This is a genomic window from Corallococcus sp. CA053C (assembly GCF_003611675.1).
Lineage (GTDB): Bacteria > Myxococcota > Myxococcia > Myxococcales > Myxococcaceae > Corallococcus.
On sequence record NZ_RAWA01000077.1, the window covers coordinates 1 to 23,241 of the forward strand.

Genomic DNA, 23,241 nt, shown 5'->3' on the forward strand with positions numbered 1-23,241 from the left:
CGTTGCCAGCGCGCGAAGTCCGCCGGCTGGAGCGTCAGCGGCGGCAGCGTCACCGGCGCGCCTCCCGTGGCCGCGAGGTAGAGCGCCGTCAACTCGCGCTCCATCACGCTCAGCGACCAACCGTCACAGATGATGTGGTGCAGCGTGATGAGCAGCGCGTGCTCGCCATCGTCCACGCGGATCAGCGTCGCTCGCAGGAGCGGCCCTTCGCCCAGGTCGAAGGGCGCGCGCACCTCCGCCTCCGCGCGCCGCGTGAGCTCGGCCTTCGACGCCACGCGCTCCCGCCGGAGCGGTACTTCCAGGACCGGCGGGATGCGCTGCACTGGCTGCCCCTGGTGCTCACCGAACGTGGTGCGCAGCGCTTCGTGCCGCTGCACGAGCACCTGGAGGCTCCGCTCCAGCGCATCGGCGTCCAGCGGTCCCGTCCAGCGCGTGAACCAGGGCAGGTTGTACGAGAAGCCGCCCGGGTCCATCCGGGTGAGGAACCACAGCCGCGCCTGCGCGAAGGACAGCGGCAGCGCTTCGTCGCGCGGACCGGGCACGAGCGGCAACTCCCGCGTCGCCCCGTCCGCGGGCTGTAGCGTGGCGAGGTGGGCCGCCAGCTCCTCCACGGTGGGGTGCTCGAACAGCGCGCGCACGGGCAGCTCCACCCGGAGCCGCTCGCGCAGCCGCGACGTCACCTGCGTCGCCAGCAGCGAGTGGCCGCCCCGCTCGAAGAAGTGGTCGTGCGCACCCGCGCGCGGCAACTTCAGGAGCGCGGCGAAGACGCCCGCCACCTCCGTCTCCAGCGGCGTGCGCGGGGCCACGAAGTCCCGGGCCGCGTCCTCGTCGTCTCCCGGGACGGGCAGCGCGCGCCGGTCCAGCTTGCCGCTGGGCGTGAGGGGAAAGGCGTTCAGCAACACGAAGGCCGCGGGCACCATGTAGTCCGGCAGCCGTTCGCGAAGCGTCGCCTTGAGGGCGCCTGCTTCCACGTCGGCCTCCGGCTGCGTCACCACGTAGGCCACCAGGTGCTTGCCCCGGGCCTCGTCCTCGCGCGCCACCACCGCGACGTCCTTGACGCCCGGCAGCTTCGCCACCGCCGCCTCCACCTCCGGCAATTCGATGCGGTAGCCGCGGATCTTCACCTGCGCGTCGCGCCGGCCCAGGAACTCCATCTCCCCCGTGGGCAGGTACCGCGCGAAGTCGCCGGTGCGGTACATCCGCGCGCCCGGATGCGGGCTCAGCGGATCCGGCATGAAGCGCTCCGCCGTCAGGTCCGGGCGGTGCAGGTAGCCGCGCGCCAGTCCCGCGCCGCCGATGTACAGCTCGCCGGCCACCCCCACCGGCACCGGCTCCAGCCGCGCGTCCAGCAGGTACACCCGCGCGTTGGTGATGGTGCGCCCGATGGGCGGCAGGTCCGGCCACGCGTCCGGGTTGCCCTTCAGCACATGGGCCGTGGCCGCGTGCGTCTCCGTGGGGCCGTAGTGGTTGTCCAGCACGCAGCCGTCCAGCGCGTGCAGCAGTCGGCGCAGCGCGGGCGTCATCCGCAGCTGTTCGCCCGCGGTGTTGATCTCCCGGAGCGCTTCGGGGTGCAGCCCTTCCGCGTCCGCCACCTCCGCCAGGTGCTGGAGCGCCACGAAGGGCAGGAAGATGCGCTCCACGCGCTGCTCCCTCATCCGCGTGAGCAGCGCGCGGGCGTCCCGGCGCAGGTCCTCCGTGACAAGCACCAGCTCTCCGCCCGCGGCGAAGGTGGGCAGCATCTCCTGGAAGCACACGTCGAAGCTCAGCGCGGAGAACTGGAGCGTGCGCCCCGTGGGCACGGTGGAGCGGCGCACCTGCCACTGGATGAGGTTGAACAGCGGGCGGTGCGGCATCGCCACGCCCTTGGGCACGCCCGTGGAGCCGGAGGTGAAGATGACGTAGGCCAGCGTGTCCGGCCCGCCCACCGGCTCCGGCGTCGTGTCCGGCGTGCCCGGATCGTCCTCCAGGAACAGCGGCTCCGCAGCGCCTTCAGGCAGGCCCGCCGTCAGGTGCCGCTGCGTGACGAGCACCTTCGCGCGCGACGCGTGGAGCATCAGCGCCAGCCGCTCCGGCGGATAGGCCGGATCCAACGGGCAGTAGGCCGCGCCCGACTTGAGGATCCCCAGCACCCCCACCGCCAGCTCCAGCGAGCGGTCCACGCACAGCCCCACCGCGGTGTCCGGCATCACGCCGCGCTTTCGCAGCGCATGGGCGACGCGGTTGGCCCGCCGGTCCAGCTCCGCGTACGTGAGGTGCGCGTCCCCGAAGCGCACGGCGACGGCGTCCGGGCTCCGACGCACGCTGGCCTCGAAGAGGGCCTGCACGCCATGGAGGACGGGCACGTCCGCGCCGGTGTCATTCCACGCCACCACCGCGCGCTCGCGCTCCGGGGCCGTCAGCAGCGGAAGCTCGGACACCGGGCACTCCGGCCGGGCGACCGCGCCCTCCAGCAGGCGCGCGTAGTGCGCGGCCATGCGCGCCACCGTCGCCTCGTCGAAGAGGTCGGCGTTGTACTCCCAGCGCGCCTCCATGCCGCTGGGGTCGTCGTAGAGGAAGAGGGTGACGTCGAAGCGCGCCACGCCCGGCTCGAAGTCCACCTCCGACACGGTGAGCCCGGGCCACTTCAGCGCGCCCCACGGCGCGTTCACGTGCACGAACATCGCCTGGAACAGCGGCGAGCGGCTGGGATCCCTCGCGGGCACGAGCGCTTCCACCAGCTGTTCAAACGGCATGTCCGGATGCGCGTACGCGCCCAGGCACACCTCGCGCACCCGGCCCAGCAGCGCGAGGAAGGTCGGGTCGCCGGACGTGTCCAGCCGCAGCGCCAGCGTGTTGGCGAAGAAGCCGATCAGCCGCTCCACCTCCCGGCGTCCGCGCCCCGCCACGGGCGTGCCCACCACCAGGTCCTCCTGCCCGCTGTAGCGGAACAGCAGCACCTGGAACGCCGCGAGCAGCGCCATGTACGGCGTGACGGCGGCCTTGCGGCTCAGCTCCCGAATGCCCTGGGCCAGCGCGGGCGCCATCGGTAGGCGGTACACCGCGCCCCGGAACGTCTGCCGCGGCGGACGGGGCCGGTCCGTGGGCAGCTCCAACGCGGGCGGCGCTCCGGCGAGCCGCTCCGTCCACCACGCGCGCTCGGCCTCCAGCAGCTCGCCCTGCATCGCGTTGCGCTGCCAGTGCGCGAAGTCCGCGTACTGCGCCGGAAGCTCCGGCACGCGGGGCGGCTCGTTCTTCGTGAAGGCCGTGTAGAGCGCGCTCAGCTCCGCCGCCATCCACCCCAGCGACACCGCGTCGCAGACGATGTGGTGCGTGACGAAGAGCAGCGCGTGCTCGTCCGGTGCAAGCCGCACCAGCGTGGTCCGCACGAGCGGGCCGCGCGCCAGGTCGAACGGCGTCCGGGCCTCGGCCTCCGCGCGCTCGCGCAGGGCCTGCTCGCGGGCCTCCGTGTCCAACCCGCGCGCGGACAGGTCCTCCACGCGCAGCGGGAACGCGGAAGGCTCCGGCGCGCAGATGCGCTGCACCGGCTGTCCCTCCACGGACTCGAACGTGGTGCGCAGCGCTTCATGCCGCGCCACCACGGCGTGGAGGGCGTGCTCCAGCGCCGCCACGTCCAGCGCCCCCGTGAGCCGCACGAAGAAGTGGACGTTGTACGTCGCGGTGAGCCCCTCCCACTGCGCCAGGAACCACAGGCGCTGCTGCATGAAGGACAGGGGCAGCGCTTCGGTCCTGGACACGAGGGGCAGCGGGATGCGCTTGCGCCCGGGAGCAACCGGAGAGGAGGTCGTCATCGTGTGGCTCCGTTAGACTTCGAAGGCGGCGAAGCCACGCGACCGGAAGGCGCGCAGCAGGACCGCGAAGACGAAGAACCCCAGGGCCGCGCCCGCCGTCACCAGGCGGATGCCCAGCCGGTCCCCGAGCGCGCCCTGCAACCAGACGCCCAGCGTGAAGCCGACGAAGAGCAGCATCGCGCTGAGGCTCGCGATGCGCGCCTGCAATTCGCTCCCCACGCGCGCCTGACACAGCGTGGCCAACCCCGTGAGCGACAGCATGTACAGCGCGCCCAGGCCCAGCACCGCCACCGCCGCGTACGGCAGCGACGGCGACAGCCAGTACGCCGCCGCCATGGGGCCGATGAGCAGCACCGTCACCTCCAAGAGCCGCCCGCGCCCCAGCCGGTCCGCCAGCGTGCCCGCCGACAGCGCCGCCAGGAGCGACCCCACCCCCTGCGCCGTGACGAGCACCGACGTCGCGCCCGCGTCCAGCTGGAACACCTGGATGGCCAGCACCGGCGCCAGCGCCGTGAAGGGCGCGATGCAGACGGCGATGGCCAGCGTGCCGCCCAGCGCGAGCATCAGCCCTTCATCCGCCCGCGCCACCTTGAGGCCCTGCACGATGCCCGCCCACAGGCCGCCGAAGTCCGCTGACTTCCCCGCCGCCGTGGCCCTCACCTGCGTGAGCGACAGCAGCACCGCGCCGAACGACAGCGCGTTCAAGAGCAGCGCCCACGCGACGTCCGCGTGGGCAATCACCAGCGCCCCCAGCGCGGGCCCGCAGATGCGCCCCAGGTTGTTCTGCGCTGAGTTCAGGCTGAGCGCGCTGTGCAGGTCCTCCTTCGGCACCGACACCGCGATCATCGCGGAGAACGCGGGCGTGAAGAGCGTCACCGCGCAGCCGTTGAGGAACGACAGGACGGCCACCCAGCGCACCGTGAGCTGCCCGCTGAAGGCCAGCGCCGCCAGCGTCCCCGCGAGCGCCATCTGCACCAGCGCCCCCACGCCAATCGCGCGGCGCCGGTCGAACCGGTCTCCCAGCGCGCCTCCCAGCGGTGACAGCACGATGGCCGGCAGGAACGTCAGCGCCGCCACGCCGCCGGTCCACTCCGCCCGGCCCGTCACCTTCGTCACGTACACGCCCAGCGCCAGCACCTCCATCCACGTGCCGATGTTCGACAGCGCCGCGCCGCCCCAGAGGAAGGCGAAGTCGCGGTGCTTCAGCGCGCGGAGCGACGACACACGGGGCAGGCGGGGCGTGGACACACCTTGCTTTCTAATTCACCGAGAGCGCCGGGTGTCCACGGACTTCCATCCTGGAGGAGCTGGAAGGAATTCCGGTGGAATCGTGCAGTGCTGTTTCAGCTCCGTCGCGGCAACCGGAGGATGAAGGTGGAACCTTCCCCCAGGTTGGAGCGTGCGGACAGCGAGCCGCCGTGCAGGCGGGCGAGCGCCGAAGCGATGAAGAGGCCCAGGCCGTGTCCGCGTCCCCGGTCCGCGTCCGCGCGCTGGAAGCGCTCGAAGATGTGGGGCAGGGCGTTGGCGGGGATGCCCACGCCGTGGTCGCGCACGTGGATGAGGACGAGGCCGGGGCTGAGCGTCACGCCGACCTCCACGCGCCGGGACTCGCCGCGGTACTTCACCGCGTTGGACAGCAGGTTGTTGAGCACCTGCCGCACGCGCTCGGCGTCCAGCAGCAGCGGCTCCAGGGGCTCGCCCAGGTCCAGCCGGAAGTCCAGCTCCGGCTGCATCTCCCGCCAGTCCTGGATGAGGTCCTGGAGGAAGGGGCCCAGGTCGGTGGGCTCCTGCTTCAATTCCAGCTTCCCGTCCGCCAGCCGCGAGGCGTCCAGGATGGAGGTGACCAGGCCGTTCATGCGGTCCAACTGGCGCAGGATGGCCTCCGCGGAGCGCGTCTCATCCTCGGCGCCGCGCTTGTGCACCTTGCGCAGGAGCAGCTGGGTGTTGAGCCGCGCGGAGCTCAGCGGCGTCTTCAACTCGTGCGCCACCCAGTTGAGCATCTCCTCGCGGGCCAGGCTCACCGCGGTGGCCGACTCGCGCGCGGCCTGCGGGGTCTCGTAGCGGGGCGCCGTGCGGCTCTGGAGCGCGGTGCTGACGGCCTGCTCGAAGGTGGTGAGGTCCACGGGCTTGGGCAGGAACGTCTGGGCCGCCTCGCGCCCGGGCGGCCGGGCCGCGCTCAAGAGCAGGAAGGGCACCTCCGACAGCACGGGCTCCGAGCGCATCGCGTGCAAGAGCTGCATGCCGGTGCGCCGGGGCATCATGTGGTCGCTGACCACCAGATCCGGCGGCTCCGTTCGCGCCAGCAGCAGGGCCTCCTCGCCGTTGTGCGCGCGCACCACGCGGTGGCCCAGGTCTTCCACCACCTCCGAGAAGACCTCCAGGAGCGCCTCTTCATCCTCCGCGATGAGGACGAGGCTCATTCGTGGCTTCCTCCGACAGTGGTGCCAATGGGACGCGCCTGCCCGGTCAGCAGGCCCGCCGCGGAGCGCAGCGGCGCGAGCACCTTCACGCCGGTGTCATTGATCTGGAACTCGCGCAGGTCGGTGACGTACTTGCTGTCGCGCATCTTCAACACGGACAGGATGCGGTGCATCTGGCCGTGCAGCTCCACGTAGCGCAAGAGCAGCAGGTTCTCTCCCAGGATGGCCACTGGCGCGTCGCTGAAGTCCAGCTCCGTGCCGACGATCTTCGGCACCTCGCGGGTGAAGACGGAGGTGACGCCCATCATCCGCAGCCGCATCGCCAGCGACGCGAGGAACGTCCTGCGCCGGATGGGGTCCAGGATGGACAGCTCCAGGTCGGAGAGCCCGTCGAGCACCAGCCGCTTCACCCCGAGCGTCTCCACCTTGCGCAGGATGTCCTGCACGAGCACGTCCGCCTCCACCTCCATCGGGGGCACGTGCTGGAGCGTCAGCAGTCCGTCGCCCCGCAGGGCCGCCACGTCCAGCCCCACGCGCTTCGCGCGCGCCATGAGCATGGCGGGCGAGTCGAAGAAGGAGATGAAGAGGGCCTTCTCCCCCTTGCGCGCGCCGTCGGCCGCGAAGTGCGTGGCGAGCAGCGTCTTGCCAATGCCCATGCTCCCCGCGAGCATCGTGGTGCTCAGCTCCGGCAGTCCCCCGTGCATCAGCGCGTCCAGCTCCGGCAGGCCGAAGCCCTTGCGCTCCAGCGTGGGCGGCTCGTCGTGGAAGTCCAGCGGCGTGGCCTCCAGGCGCGGCACGAACTCCACGCCCGTCTTGTTGATGAGCATGACGTGCTCGCCCACCAGGTGGTTCTGGCCGCGCAGCTTCACCACCTCCACCCGGCGCACCCGGCGTGAGCCGTGCGGCATGACGGACAGCGACACGATGCCGTCCACCGTGGTGGCCTCCGGCAGCGCCATCAGCCGCTCCAGCGGGTACTCCGTGGTGAACAGGCCAACGCAGTTGCTGGCCGAAAGGCCGATGCCCAGCTCGTAGAGGAACTCGCGCAGCCGCGCCTCGTCCATCCAGAGGTCCCGGATGGAGCGCAGCCCGTCGATGAAGAGCAGACCCGCGCCGCGCTCGCGCACCGTCTGGAGCAGCAGGTCGCGCGCCTCCTTGGGCCCCCGCTTGAGCGCGGAGTAGGCGCTGATGACGAAGAGCTTCTCCCCCAGCAGCTCCGGCTGGAAGAAGTCGAAGCCGGAAAGGGCCCCCATCAGCTTGTCGTGGGGCTCCGACGTCACCGTGGCCATCACCACGGGGATGCCACGCGCCGCGGCCTCGAAGGCCACCTGGCTGCACAGCACCGTCTTCCCGCACCCGGGCGTCCCGGTGACGATGAGGGCCTGGCGCTGGGGGATGCCGCCGCCCAGGAGCGCGTCGAAGCTGGGGATGCCGCTCGGGAAGAGCGACGATTTGCTGCTTTGCATTCCGGGTCCGTCGGCGGCGGGGAGCAACGCGCGTAGCTCTGCCGCTCGAAAGCGCGCGCCAGGGCGGAAGGTATGCAGCGCGGAGGACACACGCCCGAGGTGCGACACCGCGATTGGGGCATAGCCGACGCTTCCGGGGTGGGCCAGTCCCGCGAGAGGGAGGGGACGGGCCACAGCCGTCCGGTGAACACCTTGGAGGGACGGCCAGCCAGGCGGCCGTTGTCAGCGCGACGACGTGCGGGAATTTCCGGCGTCGCCGGAGCCTGGTGCGGAGGTCCGGGCGAGGTACAGCGCCACCGCGAGCCCCACGCCGCACACGGCCGTGACGTAGTGCGCGGGTGCCAGTGGACTCTCCTTCAGCGCGAGCGTGACGACGAGCGGCGTGAGGCCGCCGAACAGCGCGTAGGCCACGTTGTAGGAGAAGGAGATGCCGGAGAAGCGCACCGCGGGTGGAAACGCGTGCACCATCACCGCGGGCACCACCCCGACGACGCCGACGCAGAAGCCCACCAGTGCGTACAGGGGCAGCAGGTGCTGGGGGGCGCTGGCGACACCCCGGTAGAAGAGCTGCACGGTGACGAGCAGCGCGAGCGTGCCCAGCGCCAGGGCCCGCGCCGGCCCCAGCCGGTCCGCGAGCACGCCGAAGAAGACGCAGCCCACGGTGAGCGTGAGCGTGGCGACGCTGTTGGCCCCCAGCGCCTGGGCGGCGGGGATGGCGTGCAGCTTCTGCATCAGCGTGGGCGTCATCAGGATGACCACCACGATGCCGGCGGTGAGCACCCAGGTGAGCAGCATGGACACCGCCACGGCGGGCGCGTGCCCCTTCAGCGCGGCCTTGAGCGGCAGCTCCCGCACGAGCGCGTGGCGCTGGCGCAGCTCCTCGAAGATGGGGGTCTCCTGGAGCCAGCGGCGCAGGAACACGGCGAGGAAGCCGAACACGCCGCCCACGACGAAGGGCACGCGCCAGCCATACGCCAGCACCTCTTGTGGCGTGAAGACGGTGTTGACGGCGGTGGCCACCAGCGAGCCCAGGAGGATGCCCAGCGTGAGGCCGGAGGTGAGCGTCCCGCACGCAAGCCCCACCCGGCGCTCGGGCACGTGCTCGGAGACGAACACCCACGCGCCCGGCACCTCGCCGCCCACCGCCGCGCCCTGCAACAGCCTCAGGGCCAGCAGCGCCAGCGGCGCCGCGTACCCGGCGGTGGCGTACGTGGGCAGCAGGCCCATCAGCAGCGTGGGCACCGACATCAGGAAGACGCTCAGCGTGAACATCCGCTTGCGCCCCGTGCGGTCCCCGAAGTGCGCCATCACGATGCCGCCCAGGGGCCGCGCCAGGTACCCCGCGGCGAACAGCCCGAACGTCTGGAACTGCCGGAGCCAGTCCGCCGTCTCGGGCGGGAAGAACAGCCGGCCGATGGCCTCCGTGAAGAACACGAAGATGATGAAGTCGTAGAACTCGAGCGCGCCCCCCAACGCCGCGAGCCCCAACGTGCGGACGTCCCGCGCGGACAGGGGGCGGGGAGCAGCGGAAGCGGAGAGGGCGTCGGAAGGGGAGGTCGCCATGCGTGGGGCCCGGGAGGATACGCCGGGTTGCCCGGCCACCGGCACGGGAGCCCCTCTGTCACGTCGTGGATGGGAGGTCCCGGTAGGCGGTGTTGACAGGGAGCCGGAAGCTTGTGTGGAAACCGGGGCGCCAGTATCTTCCCGGGCTTTCAAGTTCCGTCCTGGGAGTACGATTTGGACAGGGTTGATAAGGTGACGCCGCCGCCGGTCGCGCCTGGACCCGAAGTCCGCTTCGGGAAGTACCGCATCGTCCAGCAGCTCGCGGCGGGCGGGATGGCGCACATCTTCCTGGCGACGCTCGACGGCCCGGACGGCTTTTCGAAGGCGTGCGTCATCAAGCGCATCCTTCCGGAGTACGCGAACCTGGAGCCCTTCAGCCGCATGTTCGCGGACGAGGCGAAGGTGGCGGCGCTGCTGACGCACCCGAACATCGTGCAGGTGTTCGACTTCGGGAAGATTGAAGGGCAGTACTACCTGGCGATGGAGTGGATCCAGGGCCAGTCGTTGGACCGCATCATGCGGTTCGCGGCGAAGGCGGGGATGCCGCTGGGGCTGCGGGTGACGGTGGACGTGGGCATCGCGATGGCGGACGCGCTGTCGTACGCGCACGCGAAGACGCTGTCGGACGGCACGCCGCTGAAGCTGGTGCACCGGGACATCACGCCGGCCAACGTGCTGGTGTCGCGCGAAGGCATCGTGAAGCTGGCGGACTTCGGCATCGTGAAGAGCTCCGTGAACCTGGAGCGCACGGTGGCCGGGGTGGTGAAGGGCAAGTACGCGTACATGTCCCCGGAGCAGATCACCAACCGGCCGTTGGATCACCGCTCGGACCTGTATTCGCTGGGCATCGTCCTCTACGAGTCGTCGCTGGGGCGGCGGCTGTTCAAGCGCGACACGATGGAGGCCACCATCCTGGCCACGTCGCAGGCAGACGTTCCGCCGCCGTCGCAGGTGGTGCCGGGCTTCGCGCCGGAGTTGGAGCGCATCCTCCTGAAGCTGCTCGCGAAGGATCCGGACGCGCGCTACCAGACGGCGCGCGAGCTGCGCGACGACCTGGAGCTGTTCCGCTCCTCGCAGCACTGGACGTCCGGGGGCCGGGAGCTGGCGACGCTGATGGCCACGCTCTTCCCGCCGGACGCGAAGGGCCAGGGGACGACGGCGGTGGCCCTGCCAGGCTCGGCGCAGACGCCCTCGGGCCTCTCCGGCCCCCTGTCGCCCGAGGCGCTCGACCCCCTGGAGTCCAGCGCGCGGGTCGTCACCGGGCTGCTGCCCCGGGGTGCGGGGTCCGCGAGCGTCGCGCCCGCGGAAGCAGCGGCCAGGGCCGAGGCGTTCCCCTGGGGGCTCGCGGCGGCGGCGGGTGTCGCCCTGGTGGGCAGCGCGCTGTTCTGGCTGTTGGCGGCGTGAAGGGTCCGGGACGCACCGTGGTGTGGGAAGCGGGACAACGAACGTGAAGAATCAGAAGACCTGGATCGCCGTCATCCTGCTGGGCACCGTGGCCGTGAACACCGGCGCGTACCTGATGGTGCGCGCCCGGCGTGCCGCGCAGTGGCTGCCGCCTGACCCGTCCGTCACCGAGCGCCCCGCGTCCGAGCCGGATGCGCCCGGGCCTTCCGCGCCCGCGCCGTCCAGTGACGCGAACGAGGGGCTCGCGAGGGCCCTGCGCGCGTCGGGGCTCGCCGCGCTGGAGGACCGCGACTACCCCAAGGCGGTGACGGAGTTCACCGAGGCGCTCAACCTGCGCCGGCAGAACAGCGGCGACCTGGTGGAGCTGTTGCGCATCGCCACCGACCTGCGCTCGCGCGAGCAGTCGCGCGCCGCGGTGGCGTCCACGCCGAAGGAGCCCGCCACGTCGCGCGCCGCGCCCCGCACCCGCGCCGCGAAGCTCGCCGCCGCGCGCGCCCAGGCCCGGGAGCAGCAGGCGAACGCGGACGCCCCGGAGGACGCGGCGCACGGGGGCCTGCTGCTGGTGACGTCCACGCCGCCCGGGCTGGTGGTGATGGTGGATGGCAAGGCGGTGGACCTGACGCCCGCGCGCGTGCCGGTGTCCGCGGGGTCGCACCGCGTGGTGCTCGCGCAGGGGGAGCGCCGCCTCTTCGAGGAGACGGTGGAGGTGGCGGAGGACGCGGTGCGCTCGCTCAACCGCGACCTCACCGGGGAGCTGACGCCCGCCGCTCCCATCCGGTCCGCGCCCATCGTGACCGCGCCGGCCCCGGGCTCGGAGCCCCGCGTGCTGCCCGCGGCGGGCGCGTCCCCGGCGGCGCGGCCTTCGCCCCCGTCCGTGTCGCAGGACACGCCACCGCCGGAGCCGTCCGTGGCGAAGGCGGCCGTGGCCCAGGTGGCGCAGCGGGGGGACCTGGAGGTGACGTCGCCCGGGCTCTACGGCGAGGTGTGGATCAACAACCGGCCGTATGGCTTTCCGCCCCTCTCCGCGCAGGCCCTGCCGGCGGGACCGGCGCGCGTGGAGGTCCGCGTCAACGGCGAGGTGAAGCGGCGCATGACGGTGGAAGTGGAGCCGGGCCGCAGCACCCGCGTGCGCGTGCGCTGAAACACTCTCGACGTCGGGATTCAACGCGGCGCGGGGATACCCAGAACTTTCGGATGGCCCGGGGGCCGGTACACTCGCCGGCTCGTGTTTCCGCCGTCGAGAGGTTTGTCGCGTATGGGTTTCACCAGGCGCTGGTGGTTGGGCCGTCGTGTGTGCATGTCGCTGGCGCTGCTGGGCGCGGGGACGGGGTTCGCCCAGGAGGCCTCGACAGAGGCCCCGCCGGTCGAGCCCGTGTTGCTGGAGGACGAGCCGGAGGTGCACAGCCAGGTGGCGTCGTTCGCCATCACGAAGCTGCACGACTCCCCGGCGGTCGTCACCGCGGTGACGGCGGAGGAGATCCGCGCGTCCGGCGCGCGCGACCTGATGGACGTGCTGCTGCTGGTGCCGGGCTTCTTCTTCGGCGTGGACGTGTCGGGCACGGTGGGGCCGGGCTTCCGGGGCCTGTGGGGCCAGGAAGGCAAGGTGCTGCTCATCATCGACGGCAAGGAGATGAACGAGCAGCTCTACTCCACGATGCAGCTGGGGCACGAGTTCCCGGTGGAGCTCATCGAGCGCATCGAGGTGGTGCGCGGCCCTGGTTCGGTCATCTATGGAGGCAACGCGGAGTTGGCCGTCATCAACGTCATCACGCGCGGCATCCAGGGCAGCACGGACGTGCTGGCGGTGGGCACCTGGGGGCAGCTTTCACACGGCAACGGCCGGCGCAGCCTCACGCTGTCCGGGCGCAAGGTGTTCGAGAGCGTTCCGGGCCTGAGCGCCTTCGCGTCCGCGTCGCTGGGGCAGGGCCAGCGCAGCGACGTCATCTTCGACGACTTCTTTGGCGGCTCCGCGAGCATGAACGGCGCCTCCCGCCTGGACCCCACGGTGATGCAGGCGGGCGTGGGCTACCGGGACCTGCAGTTGAGCCTGCTGTATCAGCGCCAGGACACCACCTCCGTGGTGTCGGTGGACGAGGTGCTGCCCGCGCCGGCGGACACCGACTTCGAGTCCTTCCATGCCGAGCTGAGCGACCGCTTCCGGCCCACGGACCGCATTGAGATCATCCCCCGGCTGAACCTCACGCTGGGCGAGTCGTACCGGGACTCCGACCCGGACTCGGACTTCTTCTACGACAAGCGCTACCGCCGGCTGCGCGGCCGGGCCCTGGCGCGCTGGGCGGCGTTCGACTTCCTCCAGCTCACCGGCGGCGTGGACCTGGCGTTCGACCAGGGCGAGCTTCGCGGGCCGGCGGGCATCGGCCTGCAGGAGCCGTTCAACGGCGACCAGGACTCCGTCTCCTACCGCAACGTCGCGGGCTTCGTGGAGGCGTACTCGGACAACCCCATCGCCACGGTGGTGGCGGGCGCGCGCTTCGAGGACCACAGCTTCTTCGGCAGCTCCTTCGTGCCCCGGCTGGTGCTGCTCAAGTCCTTCGGGCCGGTGAGCGGCAAGGCCCTCTACAGCCGCGCCTTCCGCGCGCCCGGCATCGAGAACATCTCCCTGGGCGACGACGTCCGGCCGGAGCGCACCACGGTGTTCGAACTGGAAGGCACCGTGCGCCTGGGCGAGGGCCAGACGGTGAGCGCCAACGCGTTCGACGTGGGCGTGACGGACCCCATCATCTACTCGTACGACGCGGACTCCGGTTCGGAGGCGTACCGCAACCTGGGGCGCCTGGGCAGCCAGGGCATCGAACTGGACTACCGCCTCCGCGGGACGTGGGGCCGCGCGCAGGTGGGCTATTCGTTCTACCGGCCCGCGGGGCGCAACGACGTGGAGGACTACCGGGTGCCAGGAGAGCCCGGGGCCTTCACCGGCCTGCCCACCCACAAGGCGACGCTGACGGGCACCGCGAAGGTGCTGCCGTGGTTGTCCGTCAGCCCCACCGCCGTGCTGGTGGGCCAGCGCTTCGCCGTCGGCGCGCCGGACGACGACGGCGTGTCGGAGGTCCAGACGCTGTCGCCCCGGCTGCTGCTCAACCTGTTCGTGCGCGCGGAGGACGTGGGCACGAAGGGGCTGTCGATTGGCGCGGGGGTCTACAACCTGATGGGCAGCGACTTCCGGGTGGCCCAGCCCTACAGCGGCGGCCACGCCCCCCTGCCGGTGTTCACCCGGGAGTTCCTGGTGCGGCTCACCTACCTGTTCGAGCCGGCCTACGACGACGAGTAGGGCAGCGATCAATCGGGGCGCATCCGACGTTGCGCGCGGGCAGGGCGGGGCGTAGGGAAGTCGGCCCTGCCATGTCCGAGAACACCCAGCTCCTCGAAGCCGTCCGGAAAGAAGCCAAGCCGGGACTCTGGTCCCGGGGCGTCAGCCTCGCGCGCGATGGAGCCGTGGCGCTCCAGTCGCGCACGGCCTCTGAAATCGAGCTGCGCGTGAAGGTGACGGGCCGGGCGGTGGCCTTCACCGTCGTCCTCTACCCAGGGGACGAGGCGTGGGAGTGCGACTGCCCCAGCCCCGTGGACCCGTGCGAGCACGTGGTCGCGGGAGCCATCTCCCTGGACAAGGCGGAGAAGCAGGACGCGCCGCTGGAGGCGGTGGCGGAGCGGTGGTCGCGCGTGGTGTACCGCTTCACGCGCGTGGAGGGCGGGCTGCAACTGCACCGCGTCCTCGCGCACGCGGACGGCACGGAGGAGCCGCTGGAGGACCTCACCGGCCGCATCGCGAAGCCCCAGGGCGGCGTCACGTTGCAGGTGGAGCAGGTGGACCTGGTGATGGAGCGCCTGCTGGAGCGGCGCACCCGGGGGCCGCTCCTGGCGGAGAAGCTGGACGCGCTGCTGCGGGCGCTGGAGCCCGCGCGCAACGTGCTCTTGGATGGGCGTCCGGTGGCGGTGTCCAGCGAGGTGCTGAACCCGCGCGCGAAGGTGGAGGACCGGGGACAGCAATGGGTCCTCACCATCACGGCGGATCCGCGCATCACGGAGGTGGTGAGCCCCGGCGTCGCGCTGACGGCGGAGTCCCTGGTGCGCCTGGGCGAGACGTCGATGACGGGCGCGTGGCTCCAGCACCTGCCGCTGGTGCGCACCTATTCGCCGGAGCAGCTGGGCGAGCTGTCCGCCAAGGTGCTGCCGGAGCTCGCGCGGCGCATGCCGGTGGACGTGCGGAGCCGCAGGCTGCCGCCGTTGGATCGCGACCTGAAGCCGCGCGTGCTGCTGGAGCTGAACCAGCTCACGCAGGGGCTGTCGGTGCTGCCCACGCTGGTGTACGGCGCGCCGCCGACGGTGCGCATCGACAACGGGCGCATGGTGTACCTGCGCGGCGCGGTGCCGCTGCGCGACGAGGCCGCGGAGCAGCGGCTCATCCACCAGCTGCGCGAGGAGCTGAACCTGGTGCCCGGCCGCCGGCTCACGGTGGACGGGCCGGAGATGATGCGCTTCGCGGACAAGCTGCGGAAGTTCCGCGGCGACCTGGGCGGCGACGCGGCGGGCATCGTCAGCCCGGACATGCGCCTGCGGCCCTCGCTGCGCGTGGAGGGTGGCGCGTCCGGGACGGGCGTGCCGGAGGTGCGCTTCACGCTGGAGTTCGACGTGGAGGGCGGCAAGGGAGGCGCCCGCACGGTGGACGCGGCGGCGGTGGTGCGCGCGTGGACCGAAGGGCTGGGGCTGGTGCCGCTGGACGGCGGCGGCTGGGCGCCGTTGCCGCGCGCGTGGCTGGACAAGAACGGGCAGCGGGTCGCGGACCTGCTGGCCGCGCGTCAGTCGGATGGCCGCGTGGCGAACCACGCGCTGCCGGAGCTGACCGCGCTGTGCGAGTCGTTGGATCAGCCGCCGCCGCCGGGCCTGGACAGGCTGGCCCCCATGGTGGAGGGCTTCGACAAGCTGCCGCCCCCGGTGCTGCCCGCGGAGCTCAACGCCACGCTGCGCGTCTACCAGCAGCAGGGCGTGAGCTGGCTGTCGTTCCTCAAGGGCGCGGGGCTGGGCGGCATCCTCGCGGACGACATGGGTCTGGGAAAGACGCTCCAGACCATCTGCATCCTGGGGCCGCGCTCGCTGGTGGTGTGCCCCACGAGCGTGCTGCCCAACTGGGTGGCGGAAATGCAGCGCTTCCGGCCGTCGCTGAAGGTCTGCGTCTACCACGGCCCCGGCCGCAAGCTGGACCCCACGGCGGACGTGACGCTCACCACGTATGCGCTCCTGCGCCTGGACGCGCCGACGCTGGGCGCGCCCACGTGGGAGGCGGTGGTGCTGGACGAGGCGCAGGCCATCAAGAACCCGGAGAGCCAGGTGTCGCGCGCGGCGTTCGGCCTCAAGGCGAACCTGCGGCTCGCGCTCAGCGGCACGCCGCTGGAGAACCGGCTGGACGAGCTGTGGAGCCTGATGCACTTCACCAACCCGGGCCTCCTGGGCGGGCGCCGCCAGTTCGAGGAGAAGACGGCGCAGCCCATCGCGGACGGCAAGCCGGGCGCGGCGGAGGGGCTGCGTCGGCGCATCCGGCCGTTCATCCTGCGGCGCCTGAAGCGGGACGTGGCTCCGGAATTGCCGCCGCGCACGGACTCCGTGATGCACGTGCAGTTGGATGAGCGCGAGCGCTCCGTCTACGACGCGGTGATGGCGGCCACGCGCGCGGAAGTGGTGGCGCTGCTCAACGAGGGCGGCAGCGTGCTCAAGGCGCTGGAGGCGCTGCTGCGGCTGCGGCAGGCGGCCTGCCACTCGGCGCTGGTGCCCGGTCAGCACGCGAAGACGTCGTCCAAGGTGCAGACGCTGGTGGAGGCGCTGGAGACGGCGGTGGCGGAGGGCCACAAGGCGCTGGTGTTCTCGCAGTGGACGTCGCTGTTGGATCTCATCGAGCCGGGGCTCAAGGGCGCGGGAATCGGCTTCGAGCGGCTGGACGGCACCACGACGAACCGCGGCGACGTGACGTCGCGCTTCCAGGGGCCGGACGGCGCGCCGGTGCTGCTCATGTCGCTGAAGGCGGGCGGCACGGGCCTGAACCTCACGGCGGCGGACCACGTGTTCCTGATGGATCCGTGGTGGAACCCGGCCGTGGAGGCGCAGGCGGCGGACCGCGCGCACCGCATCGGGCAGGAGCGGCCGGTGATGGTCTACCGGCTGGTGTCCCAGGGCACGGTGGAGGAGAAGATCCTGGGCCTCCAGGAGAAGAAGCGCGCCCTGTTCGAGGCCGCGCTCAGCGAGGCCTCTGGCGCCGCCGCGATTACTCGCGAGGACCTGCTCCAGCTCTTCGCGTGAGGTGGGGCGTCACTTCTCGAACTTCACCGCGAGGGTGGTGGCGTCCGGTTCGGTGAAGCGCAGCACGGCCTCGCCCTCCTGGGTGAGGGCGTCGCGCGCGGGCTTCTTGAGCGGCCCGAAGGGCTTGCACACCAGGGTGGCGCTGGCCTTCTTGCGCTCGGTGGACCACAGGCCCGCGACGCGGCCGTCCACCAGGAACACGGCCTGCACGCGCAGGTTGCCGGTGTACATGGCCTTGCGCTGTTCGTCGGTGACGACGCGGGTGCGGTCGGCGTGGGAGAGGATGAGGTTGTCGTAGTCCGGCAGGAAGCGCACCGGGGCGGGCGTGTCCTCGGGGGGACGCGGGGCCTTGGGCACGTCGAAGAGGACGCGCTTCTTCTCGTCCCGGAACTCCACCAGCTGCTCGCGCACCTTCTCGAAGGCGGCCTTCAGGGGCTTGATGCCGGACCACGTCTGCATGTCCGCCACCGTGGCGGGACCGAAGGCGGCCAGGTAGCGCAGCACCAGCGGCGAGGCGTCGTCGTCGGTGTCCAGCGGTCTGCCCAGCCAGGACTCCGCCAGCGTGAAGCCCGCGTTGCCCGGCCAGCCCCAGTCCAGGCCCTGCTCGGGCACCTGGATGAGGGGCAGCAGCATGCGCGTGGCGAAGCCCATGGCCCGCTCGTCGCCGCCCACGTGATGCTGGAGCAGGTACGCGCGCACCTCCTCGAAGGTGCGGGGCGCTTCGTCGAGGAAGGGCTTCGCGGTGGCGAGCAGCGCGGGCACGTCCAGCGTCGTGGCGCGCTCGCGCAGCACGCCGTGCATCGCGGCGGTGAGCATGGGCCGGTACAGGTCGCGGTAGCGCAGGTAGTCCTTCGCGGACATCAGGTGGATCGTGCCGCGCATCATCGTGCCGCGCACCAAGTCCTTCTTGAGCGCGAGCTTCGTGAGCTGCTCGCGCTGGAAGCCCTGGAGGCGCGACCAGAGGGCCAGGTACGGCGGCCGCGCGAGCTGGGCCTGGAGCCCCACCAGGTGCTCCACGGCGCGAGTCACCGTCAGCTTCTCGCGCGTGAGCAGCAATTGACGCGCGAGCGTGGCGCGGTTGAGGGCCTGGGAGGACAGCACTTCGGTGGGCATGCGCCCGAGCATACCCAGGGCGCTTCAGCGCGTGAGGGCCGGAATCACCTTCGCGCCGAACGCGTCGATGAACGCGTCCTGTTCGCGGTTGACGTTGTGCAGGTACAGCCGCTCGAAGCCCAGGCGCAGGTCCTCGCCCAGCCAGTCGACGTGCTGCTGGAGGCTGCTGGAGACGCGCAGCGGGCCGTCCAGGTCATGCGGCTGCTTGCGGGCCCGGTCCTCATCTCGGCCGGGGGCGCGTCGAGCCCCGTCGCGCGGCGAGTGTTCGCTGATGAAACGCGCGCTGCCCCCGGGTGTGGGGTTCCGCACGGGCCTCCTGTTCGGGGGGCTGCCCGGAGGGAGCGGGTGCTTAAAGGGACGGGATGATCGAAGACCTCTGGTACAAGAACGCGGTCGTCTACTGCCTCGACGTCGAGACGTTCATGGACGGCAACGGCGACGGCGTGGGGGACTTCGTGGGGCTCCGGCGCAAGCTGGACTACCTGGCGGGCCTCGGCGTCACCTGCGTGTGGCTCTTGCCCTTCCAGCCCACGCCCAACCGCGACAACGGCTACGACATCCGCGACTACTACGGCGTGGATCCGCGACTGGGGGACCTGGGCGACTTCGTGGCCTTCACCCACGAGGCGAAGCTGCACGGCATCCGCGTCATCATCGACCTGGTGGTGAACCACACGTCGGATCAACACCCGTGGTTCCAGGCGGCGCGCAAGGATCCGGACGGCCCCTTTCACGACTACTACGTCTGGGCGAAGAAGAAGCCCAGGGACGCGAACAAGGGCATGGTCTTCCCGGGCGTGCAGCCCTCCACGTGGACGTACGACAAGGAGGCACGCCTCTGGTACTTCCACCGCTTCTTCGACTTCCAGCCCGACCTCAACGTCGCGAACCCCGCGGTGCGCGAGCAGATCCTCAAGGTCATGGGCTACTGGCTGGAATTGGGCGTGTCCGGCTTCCGGGTGGACGCGGTGCCCTTCCTCGTCGAACTCAAGGGCGTGAAGAACCCCGGCGTGAAGGACCCCTACGGCCTGCTGGAGGAGATGCGGGAGTTCCTCTCGTGGCGCAAGGGCGACGCCATCCTGCTCGCGGAGGCCAACGTCACCATGGACGAGGTGATGGAGTTCTTCGGCAAGAACGACCGCATGCAGCTTGTCTTCAACTTCCTCGCCAACCAGAACTTCTACCTGGCGCTGACGCGGGGGGATTCGACGCCGCTGGTCCAGGCGCTGAAGGAGGCGCCGGACCTGCCGCACACCGCGCAGTGGGCGAACTTCCTGCGCAACCACGACGAGCTGGACCTGGGCCGCCTGTCCGACCAGGACCGGGCGGAGGTGTTCCAGACGATGGGGCCGGACAAGGGCATGCAGCTCTATGACCGGGGGCTGCGGCGCCGGCTCGCGTCGATGCTGGACGGGGACCGCCGCCGCATCGAGGTGGCGTACAGCCTGATGTTCACGCTGCCCGGGACGCCGGTGCTCTGGTACGGCGACGAGCTGGGCATGGGGGAGAACCTGGCGCTGAAGGAGCGGCAGGCGGTGCGCACGCCCATGCAGTGGAGCCCGGAGCCCCACGGCGGCTTCACGCTGGCGCGGACGCCGGTGAAGCCGCTGGTGGAGGAGGGGCCGTTTGGCTTCACCCAGGTGAACGTGGCGCAGCAGCGCCGCGACCCGAACTCGCAGCTCAACTGGACCGAACGCATCATCCGCGCGCGCAAGGAGTGCCCGGAGCTGGGCTGGGGCGCGTGGCGCATCCTGCGCACGGGCAACAAGGGCGTGATGGCCCTCCGGTACGACTGGAAGGGCAACGCGATGGTGGTGTTGCACAACCTGTCAGCGCGGCCCTGCACCGTGAAGCTGGACCCGGGCGGCGACGCGCCGTGCCCGCTGTACAACGTGCTGACGGAGGACCACTCGGAGCCGGTGGACGGCCAGCGCCACATGCTGACGCTGGAGGGCTACGGCTACCGGTGGTTCCGCGTGGGGCAGCAGAACCCCGCGCGCAAGCACAAGGTGGAGCCGCATCCCTGAGGTGGCCGTCAGCTGATGGCGGCGAACACGGGGTCGTGGGTGCCGTTGGACTGGAAGAAGCGCTCGAGTGTCGCGCGGTCCATCGCCACCACTCCCCCCGAGTAGAGCGGGTCCGCCACCAGGTACTTGCCGTCCTCGGTGCGCCCGAGCACGGAGATGAAGTGGCCGTTGCCCTGGAGGCTGTAGAGGCTCTTGTCGGGGAAGCTGTCCCTCCAACTGGTGCTCACGTTGCCCGGGCACACCACGGTCTTGCCCGCGGCGAGCGCGTCATCGAGCGCGCTCCACCCGCCCCCCTGCTCGCCTCCCGCTCCCATGCCCGCGGCGGCATGGGTGACATCGTCGACGTGGGTCGGCTGGTTGTCCTCGTCGAGCACCGCGTACTGCTGTCCGCCCCTCTCGATGTGCTGGATGTTCGGGTTCTCGGGGTACATCAGGGCTCGGGCGTAGTCGATCTGCTCCGCGGGGCTGAGCACCTCGGGCATCTTCCCCTGCGCGCGCAAGGCCATGGCCAGGCTGGTGGGGCCACAGTTGTAGTTGTACGCGGTGCCATCGGGATTGAAGTCCGGAGTGCCGACCTGCGAGATGAAGGACGCATTCGCGGCGTCCACCGTGCTCGGCAGGTTGGGCGCCAGCACCGGGCCTGAATACACATACTCGCTCAGGTTGACCGTTCGGCTCGCGGCCAGCTCGTCATCACTCATCCCGAGCTGATTGCACAGCGTCTGGAAATTCAGCTTCTTGGAGGAGGCGTAGTCAATGAGGTCCTGCGCCGTCTTGATCTCCGGGTGCTCCGCGAGGAACGTCTGGAGGACCTCGTTTTCGACGGACCGGCCCCCGCTCGCCGCTGCTCTCGGCCCTCCGTAGCGGGACACGACCGTCGAATCCCCGCGCGGGGCTCCTTCCAGGTGGGGCTTCAGGCCGTTCGTGGAAGGCCGCTGCTCGAAGGTGTCGCGGGCGAACGGCGCGGGCGGTGGAGCCGGCGGCCGGGACAGCGCGCTCAGCGGCGGCTGTGGCTGCGTCGGCTGGGACTGCGAGACCTTCGGCGTGACGAGATTGCTTTGGATCTTCATGTGGCTTCCCCCTCTGGATGCGCTGGAAGCGTACTTGAAGAGAAGGGGCGGACGGAGACGCGAGCGGCGTTTCCGTCCACCCTGCTTCAACGACGCTTAGCGGTGGGTGGCCTTGCGGGCCTGCTCGTTCTGGTAGTCCGCGTGCCACGCGGCGGGCAGCGCGGCGAGCACGTTCGGCGGGACGGCCGGGTGCTTCTGCCGCTCCAGGTCCGTCTGCATCCGCGCGTCACCCACCACGAAGCCGTTGGCGATGAGCGTGTGCTCCTCGGCGCCCACGTTCAGCAGCTCCGTGTCGGTGCCCAGGGTCAGGTTGTAGACCTGCCCCGTGTAGGGCACGCGCTCCACCGAGGCCAGCGTCGCCGCGCCGCTCTTCGTGACGAGCACGTCACCCACCGCGAGCGACTCCGCCGCGACGACGCCGCGGTTCGCGCTCACCATGGGGTGCTTCTGGGTGACGAGCACGTCCTGGCCCTTGCCCGCCTTCAGGCGCACCAGCGGCTGGGACTCGGTGCCCTTCGTCACGGTGGTCACCGTGAGCGCGCGGCCGCCCACGTGCGTGAGCACCCGGTCACCGACCTTCACGGACTCCACCGCGACGGAGCGGCCATCCGCGCGCAGCACGCGCGTGCCCGCCGCGAGGCAGCTGTTCTTGAAGTCCAGCACCGCGAGCCGGTTGAAGCCCAGGCGCTTGACGGGGCTGAAGCCCCCGCCGCTCTTGGGGCAGGTGGCGTTCACGACGGTGAAGGTCTGCATCGCCACGTCCTGCTCGTTGGCCAGGCAGTCCGTGCCCAGGTCCATCAGGCCGTTGAACGGGATGCTCGACGCGTTGGTGAGCGCGCCCAGGGGCAGGCTGCCCGTGAGGACCGTCTGGCCCGGGACCGCCGGGATGTTGAGCACCTTGCAGCGTCCGCCCGCGCTCAAGAGGACGACGTTCACCTCGCTCGTCACCGACGTCACGGTGCAGGTCGACGGCAGGCCCGTCGTGTAGGTGCCGCGCGCGGGGATGTACAGCTTCGCGCTGCTGAACGCGCCCGGCGTGGGCCAGTAGGCCGCCGTGTCGGGCTTCCACCGGGCCGCCGAGAGGGAGGCCGCGGAGTCCACCGCCGCCACGCCCGTGTAGCCACCCGCGAAGGCGGTGATGGTGCCCGTGGCGGGGTTCTTGTTCGCCAGGGCGTAGTCGCAGTCCAGCGCGCCCGTCGCCGAGCCGCGCTCCAGGCAGGTGCGGATGGCATTGCCCGCGAGGCTTCCGCCGATGAGCTCGCGCGGGTGGTCGAACTGGAGGCCCGGGGGCAGCAGCAGCACCGTGGTGTCCGCGGTGGAGTAGTACGTCTCCATCCGGCCGCTGGCCTCGTCATACGCCATGGCGACCGAGTCGTAGAACAGGACCCGGTCCGGCCCGGCGTCCAGCACCACGTCCAGCGGATCCGTCTCCAGCGTCTTCGCCAGGTAGGCCTCCGTGGCGGTGGTGGCCAGCAGCTGGAACTCCTGCCGCTCCGGCGTCGTGGAGTAGGCGTTGAAGTCCACGTACGAGTAGTCCGACCCGCCCGCGCAGGTGATGAAGCCCGAGCCCTCGAAGGTGGTCTTGCTGGTGCCGTGCGCGACCTCCTCCAGCGGCAGCAGGTGGCCGCACCACTCGGCCGGGGTCGTCTGGGCCGTCACGGTGCCCGCCGCGCGCTCGGCGAGCACGCGCTCGCGCCGCTGCGACAGGCTGGAGAACAGCCGCGGGGAGTTGGCCGGGGTGTTGCCCGCCGCCTCCAGCCGCTTCATCAGGAAGGCGTACTGGTCCGTGTCCCCCAGGTCGAGCGGCATCTGCGTGCCGGTGTGGTCCTGGCGCCACTGGCCGTACAGCTTCGCCATCTTCAAGGAGTCGGTGGCCCGCTCCTGCTGCACGGCGGGCGGGGGAGGCTCGCGCGTCGGTTCGGACATGCAGCCAGACAGCAGGGGGGTCGTGAGCACCAGCGCCGATAGGGTGCGGGCCGTCCAGCGGGGGAGTGAGACAGGGAGCATCGGGGGGACTCCTGAACCAGTTTCTCCGCTCACCATGAGTCGGTCTGGGTTCACCCGGAGTGTATCGAGCATTGTCT

The 23,241-nt window shown here is 71.2% G+C and carries 14 protein-coding genes; 5 read left to right on the forward strand and 9 right to left on the reverse strand.

Features of this window, described 5'->3' with window-relative positions:
• From D7V97_RS13340 to D7V97_RS13360, 5 genes are all read right to left on the reverse strand, one after another.
• Positions 1-3,788 (reverse strand): non-ribosomal peptide synthetase (locus D7V97_RS13340; RefSeq protein ID WP_120611006.1); only part of this gene is annotated, 3,788 nt, incomplete at its 3' end.
• 12 nt (positions 3,789-3,800) lie between these two features.
• Positions 3,801-5,036 (reverse strand): MFS transporter, encoded by a 1,236-nt coding sequence (locus D7V97_RS13345; RefSeq protein WP_120611007.1) that lies wholly within the window; start codon positions 5,034-5,036, stop codon positions 3,801-3,803.
• 95 nt (positions 5,037-5,131) lie between these two features.
• Positions 5,132-6,208: a hybrid sensor histidine kinase/response regulator gene (locus tag D7V97_RS13350; RefSeq protein WP_120611008.1), complete on the reverse strand. Its 1,077-nt coding sequence runs from the start codon at positions 6,206-6,208 to the stop codon at positions 5,132-5,134.
• Positions 6,205-7,674, reverse strand: coding sequence for an ATPase domain-containing protein (locus tag D7V97_RS13355; RefSeq protein WP_120611009.1), 1,470 nt, complete (start codon positions 7,672-7,674; stop codon positions 6,205-6,207). Before D7V97_RS13355 ends, D7V97_RS13350 begins: the two co-directional genes overlap by 4 nt.
• Positions 7,675-7,896: 222 nt before the next feature.
• Positions 7,897-9,237 carry an MFS transporter gene (locus D7V97_RS13360; RefSeq protein WP_120611010.1) on the reverse strand — a complete coding sequence of 447 codons (1,341 nt, stop codon included), beginning with the start codon at positions 9,235-9,237 and terminating at the stop codon, positions 7,897-7,899.
• A gap of 174 nt (positions 9,238-9,411) precedes the next feature.
• On the opposite strand from D7V97_RS13360, the gene D7V97_RS13365 reads away from it, so the two are divergent.
• The 4 genes from D7V97_RS13365 (at position 9,412) to D7V97_RS13380 (ending at position 16,947) form a co-directional block, all read left to right on the forward strand.
• Positions 9,412-10,641, forward strand: a complete 1,230-nt coding sequence (locus tag D7V97_RS13365) for a serine/threonine-protein kinase (protein WP_120611011.1) — start codon at positions 9,412-9,414, stop codon at positions 10,639-10,641.
• Between the two features lie 43 nt (positions 10,642-10,684).
• The gene (locus D7V97_RS13370; RefSeq protein ID WP_120611012.1) at positions 10,685-11,782 is read left to right on the forward strand and encodes a PEGA domain-containing protein; all 1,098 of its coding nucleotides are present in this window, start codon (positions 10,685-10,687) and stop codon (positions 11,780-11,782) included.
• 138 nt (positions 11,783-11,920) lie between these two features.
• Positions 11,921-13,930: a TonB-dependent siderophore receptor gene (locus D7V97_RS13375; protein ID WP_233582748.1), complete on the forward strand. Its 2,010-nt coding sequence runs from the start codon at positions 11,921-11,923 to the stop codon at positions 13,928-13,930.
• A 71-nt stretch (positions 13,931-14,001) separates the two neighbouring features.
• The gene (locus tag D7V97_RS13380) at positions 14,002-16,947 is read left to right on the forward strand and encodes a DEAD/DEAH box helicase (protein ID WP_120611014.1); all 2,946 of its coding nucleotides are present in this window, start codon (positions 14,002-14,004) and stop codon (positions 16,945-16,947) included.
• A 9-nt stretch (positions 16,948-16,956) separates the two neighbouring features.
• Here the strand turns inward: D7V97_RS13380 and D7V97_RS13385 are convergent, their stop codons facing one another.
• Both D7V97_RS13385 and D7V97_RS45325 read right to left on the reverse strand, forming a co-directional pair.
• Positions 16,957-18,060: a winged helix DNA-binding domain-containing protein gene (locus D7V97_RS13385; protein ID WP_120611020.1), complete on the reverse strand. Its 1,104-nt coding sequence runs from the start codon at positions 18,058-18,060 to the stop codon at positions 16,957-16,959.
• 24 nt (positions 18,061-18,084) lie between these two features.
• Positions 18,085-18,369: a hypothetical protein gene (locus tag D7V97_RS45325; RefSeq protein WP_199728794.1), complete on the reverse strand. Its 285-nt coding sequence runs from the start codon at positions 18,367-18,369 to the stop codon at positions 18,085-18,087.
• 53 nt (positions 18,370-18,422) lie between these two features.
• Here D7V97_RS45325 and D7V97_RS13395 point away from each other — a divergent pair, with 53 nt between their 5' ends.
• A complete protein-coding gene (locus D7V97_RS13395) occupies positions 18,423-20,087 on the forward strand; it encodes an alpha-amylase family protein (protein WP_120611015.1) in 1,665 nt (554 codons plus the stop codon).
• A gap of 8 nt (positions 20,088-20,095) precedes the next feature.
• Here the strand turns inward: D7V97_RS13395 and D7V97_RS13400 are convergent, their stop codons facing one another.
• Positions 20,096-21,157: a C39 family peptidase gene (locus tag D7V97_RS13400; protein ID WP_120611016.1), complete on the reverse strand. Its 1,062-nt coding sequence runs from the start codon at positions 21,155-21,157 to the stop codon at positions 20,096-20,098.
• Positions 21,158-21,253: 96 nt separating this feature from the next.
• Positions 21,254-23,164, reverse strand: coding sequence for a Hint domain-containing protein (locus D7V97_RS13405; protein WP_158623355.1), 1,911 nt, complete (start codon positions 23,162-23,164; stop codon positions 21,254-21,256).
• Positions 23,165-23,241 lie beyond the last annotated feature (77 nt).

Excerpts from the sequence above, each read along its gene's own strand:
- D7V97_RS13350 (WP_120611008.1), bottom strand. The coding sequence starts at position 6,208 with ATGAGCCTCGTCCTCATCGCGGAGGATGAAGAGGCGCTCCTGGAGGTC.
- D7V97_RS13400 (WP_120611016.1), bottom strand. The coding sequence starts at position 21,157 with ATGAAGATCCAAAGCAATCTCGTCACGCCGAAGGTCTCGCAGTCCCAG.
- D7V97_RS13405 (WP_158623355.1), bottom strand. The coding sequence starts at position 23,164 with ATGCTCCCTGTCTCACTCCCCCGCTGGACGGCCCGCACCCTATCGGCG.
- D7V97_RS13385 (WP_120611020.1), bottom strand. The coding sequence starts at position 18,060 with ATGCCCACCGAAGTGCTGTCCTCCCAGGCCCTCAACCGCGCCACGCTC.
- D7V97_RS13360 (WP_120611010.1), bottom strand. The coding sequence starts at position 9,237 with ATGGCGACCTCCCCTTCCGACGCCCTCTCCGCTTCCGCTGCTCCCCGC.
- D7V97_RS13395 (WP_120611015.1), top strand. The coding sequence starts at position 18,423 with ATGATCGAAGACCTCTGGTACAAGAACGCGGTCGTCTACTGCCTCGAC.
- D7V97_RS13380 (WP_120611014.1), top strand. The coding sequence starts at position 14,002 with ATGTCCGAGAACACCCAGCTCCTCGAAGCCGTCCGGAAAGAAGCCAAG.
- D7V97_RS13355 (WP_120611009.1), bottom strand. The coding sequence starts at position 7,674 with ATGCAAAGCAGCAAATCGTCGCTCTTCCCGAGCGGCATCCCCAGCTTC.